Here is a 5,345-nt window from a genome sequence, read left to right as displayed (position 1 = left end):
GGATTAAGCAATAGGCTTAAGGGATCTCTCGTAAATCCTCTTTATAACTTCGTCAGTTCCTTCAACTGGCGCCAGGGACACAAGTCCATCCAAGGAAGGAGTCTCCCTTACCAGCTTCACAAGCTTGGGGATATCTTCTCCTTTGAAACCTTCATCTTCCAGCTTAGATGTCACTCCTACAGAGAAGATCCATTTTTCCAGTGCCCTGGCGACTTCCTCTGCTTCCTTGGCTCCTTTTGTTATAGGCTCCAGGACCTCATCAAGAATATCCTTGGAAGCTGGGTAAATGGCCTCCACTACCGCTGGAACTATCATCGCAAGACCTAAACCATGGGCAAGCTCAGGCTTTATGGCAGAGAGTGGATGCTCAAGGGCGTGGGTGAAATGCAAAAGCCCGTTGTCAAAGGAGACTCCAGCTATCATAGAGGCATAGAGGAGAAAATATCTCGCCCTCAGGTCCTGGGGGTTCTCTACCGCCCTGGGCAAGTACTTTGCTATCAGCCTTACCGTCTCCTTGGCAAGTAGGATGGAAAATGGATTGGCAGTTTTCGTGGTACAGGCTTCGATAACGTGGTTTAATGCGTCTATGCTTACATACCTTGTCTGTTCCAGGGAAAGGCCCGTCATCAGCTCTGGGTCATCTATGGAGTACATTGGATATATGCAGTCATAGGCTATCGCTGGCTTGTATTCCTTTTCCGGTATGGTGACCACGGCAAAACGGTCCACCTCCGTCCCCGTTCCGTGGGTGAGATTTATGGCTACCAGCGGTACGGCCTTTTGCGGCGCAAAGGAAAGCTCATAAAGATCCCTCGCCGTCTTGTCCTTGTACTCGAGCAGTATGGCCACGCTTTTGGCTGCATCAATTGGGCTTCCTCCACCTATAGCAATAACAGCGTTGGCCCCAAAGTCTCTTCCCATCTTGGTTGCCTCGTCCACGCTGTCCGCCGTTGGATTGGGCGTAACCTTGTCATAAATCACATACCCCAGACCCTGTTCCTTCAGAGCCCTCTCTACATGGTCCCAAGCTCCAGTCTTTTTGTAGGAGCTTCTGCCTGTTACTACCAATACATTATTTACACCTTTTTTCTTGAGGTTCTCGGCTATATCAGAGATCTTTTTTATGGCTCCTGCGCCAAGGTAAACAGTGGTCTTGGCCCTTATCTCTTGTACCTGGTCAATGGGGAAAACATCATCCCACATGGCAATCCCTCCAATCTCATATTAGTGAACTTTTTCACTACAAAAGATAGCAAAGGTTTTTCTTCTTGTCAACTATTTCACTATTGGGTTTTATTTATTGTGTATTTTTTCTCTATGTTGTGCCGGAGAGCAGTTTACCTAATGTTCGCCAAATATGAGGGAAAATAGGCTCTCGGACAGCAGGGCAATGGAGCTTATGACTATAGTGCCCGAAAGCACCAGGGCAGAGTTGTTGGATATAAGGCCACTCATTATAATGCTTCCAAGCCCTCCTGCACCTATGACGGCTCCAATTGCAGCGGTGCCCAGGTTCAGGATGAAGGCATGCCGGATACCGTTAACGATATGAGGCAAGGCTATGGGAAACTCCACTATGAATAGCCTTTGGCTCTCCTTCATGCCGAGCCCATCTGCTGCATCCAGAACATCTGCCCCAACTGATTGAAATCCAATTATCGTGTTGGCAGCAACGGGCAAAAGAGAGTAAAGGAAAAGGGCCAGAAGGGTTGGCTTCCACCCAAAACCCAGGATTGGGAAAGCAAGTATTATGACCGCCGAGGGGGGCAGGGATTGCAGAAGGGCATTCGTTCGGACCGCCAGGGGAAGGTATTCCCGGCCGAAGGATCGGGTAACGCAAACCCCCACCGCTACCCCTACAAGCACAGAAAGCGCCGTAGCGCTGAAGGTAAGGCCGAGATGAGTCAATGTCATGTGAGCAAGAGATACCCTGGGATGCACATATGCAGGCGCACTGGGAAAAACAACGGACAAAAGTGACTTTTGGACTGTTGGGCTTAAAACATACACAGTAAGCAACAGCCCCCAAAAGGCATTTAAAGCCAACGCCCTCGCCTGAAGTTTTTTATCCTTCTTTAGTGATCCTTTGAATATCATCAAATAGCACCTCTGCTGTAACCTCTCCTGAATCATCCACTAACGGTATGGCAGGCAACCCAAGGGCAAGAAACTTTGAAACACATTCCTTCAAGGAAGCATAAGGTCTCGCTACATGGATATTCACCTGCACTAACCTTGAGAGAAACTCTCCCGAATCACCCTTATATACCGCCAATATGTCCCCATCAGCCAGGGGCCTCCATAAAATCCCTGAAGCACCCACCAACCCTTCTCCTTCGATCCGCAATGGCTTGGCAATCCTGTCAGCGGTAAGGAGCGTGAGGCGCTGCAGGGTCCGGTCCGCACCCAGAAACTGTTCCACAAAATCGTTGGCTGGCTCCTTAAGCAGCCTCTGGGGCGTATCCGCCTGGACAACTAAGCCATCCTTCATGATGACCATGTAGTCTGCCAGGCGAATGGCCTCACTTAAGTCATGGGTAATGAAAAGCACTGTTTTTTTCAAGCGCCTTTGGATCCTTACAAACTCGCCCTGCAGTTCCTCTCTCTTCAGGGGGTCTACAGCTCCAAAGGGCTCGTCAAAGAGCAAGACAGGAGGATCAGCCCCCAATGCCCTGGCAACCCCTACCCGCTGAGCCTCTCCCCCTGAAAGTTCAGAAGGGTATTTGTTACCGTATTCTTTAGGATCTAGCCCTATTAGTTCAAAAAGCTCATGGGCCCTTTTTTTCTTTCTCTCCTCTGGCCAACCTAGAAGCCTTGGCACAAGCATTATATTCTCTTCTACAGTCAGATGGGGGATAAGCCCTACGTTCTGAATGGCGTAACCCATCTGTCTCCTAAGCTCTATCTTTCCCAACTGCTTGACATCCACTCCCTGATACTCCACCGTACCCTTTGTAGGCTCCACCATTCTATTCACAGTCCGTATCATGGTGGATTTGCCGCACCCGCTGGGACCGATTATCACGGTCACCTTTCCCCCGGGTATCTCTAGATTGACACCTCTTAGGGCCTGAACCTCGCCATACTTTACCTCTACTCCATGAAATCTTATGATGGCTGATTTTTTTTGCATGGTCAGCTGCTCCTGTTATCTGAATAATACTGTTTTTGCAACGCCTTGGGGATAACCATGTAGCCTACGACACGAAACAAGGCATCTGCTCCAATAGTTAGAAGGGCCAGAAAAATTATTCCAAGGACCACCATGTCCACGGAAAACTGCCCCAAACCCTCAAAGACGAACACCCCCAACCCACCAGAGCCTATCAGCTTGCCTAAAGTAGCGTTAGCTATGGACTGGATCATGGCAAGCCTAACTCCGTGGACAACAAAGGGCAAGGTCAAGGGAATTATTATTATCTTCAGCATCTCGCGCCTGTTCATGCCCATGGCCTCAGCAGAATCCAAAACAGACGGAGAAACTCCCTCTATCCCTGCCAAGGTGTTCCTTAGGATGGGATACATGGCATAAATGGACAAGGCAATAATGGCCGGCGTATCCCCTATGCCTCGGATTCCCATCTCTCTCAAGACGGGAAATGCCCTACTCAAAGCCGCTAAAGGAGCTATAAGCAAGCCAAAAAGGGCTATGCTGGGGACAGTCTGAAGAACATTCATCACCCCAAGAAAGGTTTTCTTGGCCTTACTGCTCCTCGAGATCAGAAAAGCCGATGGTATTCCCAACAAGCTCGCAAAAAACACAGCGGTGGAAGATATGCGCACGTGGTTTACTATCTCTGCAAGAAGGCGATCCTGCCTGTTCGCCGCCTCCTTGAGGACTCCAAGGGCATCCAAACGGCCAGTCGCTATGAGAAACCACGCAGCAGAAATTAGGGCCCCTCCACCAAACAAGGCAATTAATGGAGGCATCTCAAACCCCAATAGTGGAACCATCAAAGAAAACGCCAAAAGCAAAAGGCCAGGCCCTGGAGCGATTCTAACGGACTCGGGGCCAACGGCCTCATAGTAAGCGCTTACCCCGGAAAGGAAAAACATAAGAGAAATGGCACCCAAAAAGGAAGAAATAACGGCCATCCTCTTTCTAGCCTCTCTGGAGGGGCCGAACAAGGCAAAACCATGAAGGACGATAGGCAAAAGGACAAAAAACAAGCACCGCCTCTTAGGGAGTCCTGCAACACCATACAAAACCCCCTCTGCCACCCTGTTTTCCCTTACTAGATAAAGAGGCATGAAAATCGCCAAAAGGGCGATAATAAAGGCCAGGCAGACTACGCCTCTGCCTTCGCTATCTCTGACCATTGATTAATCAAAAAACCCCTTGGACTGCAAATATTCCTGGACCACTTTTTTAGGGTCCTCTCCATTTACCGCTATTTTACCGTTCAAGGCCTGGAGGCTTTCCAAGTCTAACGTAGCAAATAAATCCTCCAAAAGAGGTTTTATCCCAGGATACATTTCCAAGACCTCTCGGCGCACCACAGGGGCCGGAGCATAGACTGGCTGTATATTTTTTGTGTCCTCGAGTACCACTAGGTTCAAAGCAGCAAGCTGGCCATCAGTTCCGTAGGCCATGGCTGCGTTCACGCCATTTTGCCTGGTTGCAGCGGCTTTCTCGGTAAGCGCCGTGTTTCCACCTGAGAGGACCACTATTTGGTCATTTGAGAGGGTGAAACCGTACCCAGCCTCAAATGCCGGAAGCGCAGCCTCGCTCGATACGAACTCCTCGCTGGCCGCTATCTTGAAATATCCACCAGACTCAAGATAAGAGGCCAAGTCCCCCAAGGTCTTGATATTGGCCTTTTCGGCATCATCTCGCCTCATGGCTATTGCCCAAGTATTGTTGGCCGGTGCCGGCCTGAGCCACACGAGGTCATTAGCTTCTTTGTCCAGGTCCCTTATGGTCTCCCATCCCTTTTCAAAATCTTTCCAGACAGATGCATCGGTCTTGCCAGAAAAGAAGAAATATCCGTTTCCGGTATATTCAGGGTATATATCTATTTCTCCCGAGATCAAGGCTTCTCTCACCACCTTGGTCGTGCCCGTCTGCACCCTGTCTACCACCTTGAAACCCTTATTTTTTAACAGAGCAACGATCATGTTTCCCAAAAGGGCGCCCTCTGTATCGATCTTGGAACCTACAACTATAGGCTTTTCCGCTTCTGAAGTCCATGCAACTTGGGGGCATGCAGAAACCAAAACAGCCATTATCAATGCTGCTAAAACGGCGCCCATACTTTTAAATGTTCTCTTTCCTCTCGCTCTCATGGCTACCACCTCTTTCCATACCTCACTTTTTACTTAGGCTCAAGGACCTTTGATGCCCT

The 5,345-nt window shown here is 49.4% G+C and carries 5 protein-coding genes; all 5 read right to left on the bottom strand.

Features of this window, described 5'->3' with window-relative positions:
• Positions 1-3: 3 nt before the first annotated feature.
• The 5 genes from H0Z23_RS08415 to H0Z23_RS08395 all read right to left on the bottom strand — a co-directional run bounded on the left by H0Z23_RS08415 (position 4) and on the right by H0Z23_RS08395 (position 5,286).
• Positions 4-1,203 (bottom strand): iron-containing alcohol dehydrogenase, encoded by a 1,200-nt coding sequence (locus H0Z23_RS08415; protein WP_296869000.1) that lies wholly within the window; start codon positions 1,201-1,203, stop codon positions 4-6.
• Positions 1,204-1,341: 138 nt separating this feature from the next.
• A complete protein-coding gene (locus H0Z23_RS08410) occupies positions 1,342-2,097 on the bottom strand; it encodes an ABC transporter permease (protein WP_296868999.1) in 756 nt (251 codons plus the stop codon).
• Complete coding sequence (locus tag H0Z23_RS08405; RefSeq protein WP_296868998.1) at positions 2,066-3,133, bottom strand: ABC transporter ATP-binding protein; 1,068 nt, start codon at positions 3,131-3,133, stop codon at positions 2,066-2,068. The genes H0Z23_RS08410 and H0Z23_RS08405 overlap by 32 nt, the downstream gene beginning before the upstream one ends.
• 2 nt (positions 3,134-3,135) lie before the next feature.
• Positions 3,136-4,320, bottom strand: a complete 1,185-nt coding sequence (locus H0Z23_RS08400) for an ABC transporter permease (RefSeq protein WP_296868997.1) — start codon at positions 4,318-4,320, stop codon at positions 3,136-3,138.
• 3 nt (positions 4,321-4,323) lie between these two features.
• Positions 4,324-5,286, bottom strand: coding sequence for an ABC transporter substrate-binding protein (locus tag H0Z23_RS08395; protein WP_296868996.1), 963 nt, complete (start codon positions 5,284-5,286; stop codon positions 4,324-4,326).
• Between the last annotated feature and the right edge of the window lie 59 nt (positions 5,287-5,345).

This window comes from Thermovirga sp. (genome assembly GCF_017656375.1).
Classification (GTDB): domain Bacteria; phylum Synergistota; class Synergistia; order Synergistales; family Thermovirgaceae; genus Thermovirga.
This window is presented reverse-complemented; position numbering and strand designations above follow the sequence as displayed.

Excerpts from the sequence above, each read along its gene's own strand:
- H0Z23_RS08415 (WP_296869000.1), bottom strand. The coding sequence starts at position 1,203 with ATGTGGGATGATGTTTTCCCCATTGACCAGGTACAAGAGATAAGGGCC.
- H0Z23_RS08410 (WP_296868999.1), bottom strand. The coding sequence starts at position 2,097 with ATGATATTCAAAGGATCACTAAAGAAGGATAAAAAACTTCAGGCGAGG.
- H0Z23_RS08405 (WP_296868998.1), bottom strand. The coding sequence starts at position 3,133 with ATGCAAAAAAAATCAGCCATCATAAGATTTCATGGAGTAGAGGTAAAG.
- H0Z23_RS08400 (WP_296868997.1), bottom strand. The coding sequence starts at position 4,320 with ATGGTCAGAGATAGCGAAGGCAGAGGCGTAGTCTGCCTGGCCTTTATT.
- H0Z23_RS08395 (WP_296868996.1), bottom strand. The coding sequence starts at position 5,286 with ATGAGAGCGAGAGGAAAGAGAACATTTAAAAGTATGGGCGCCGTTTTA.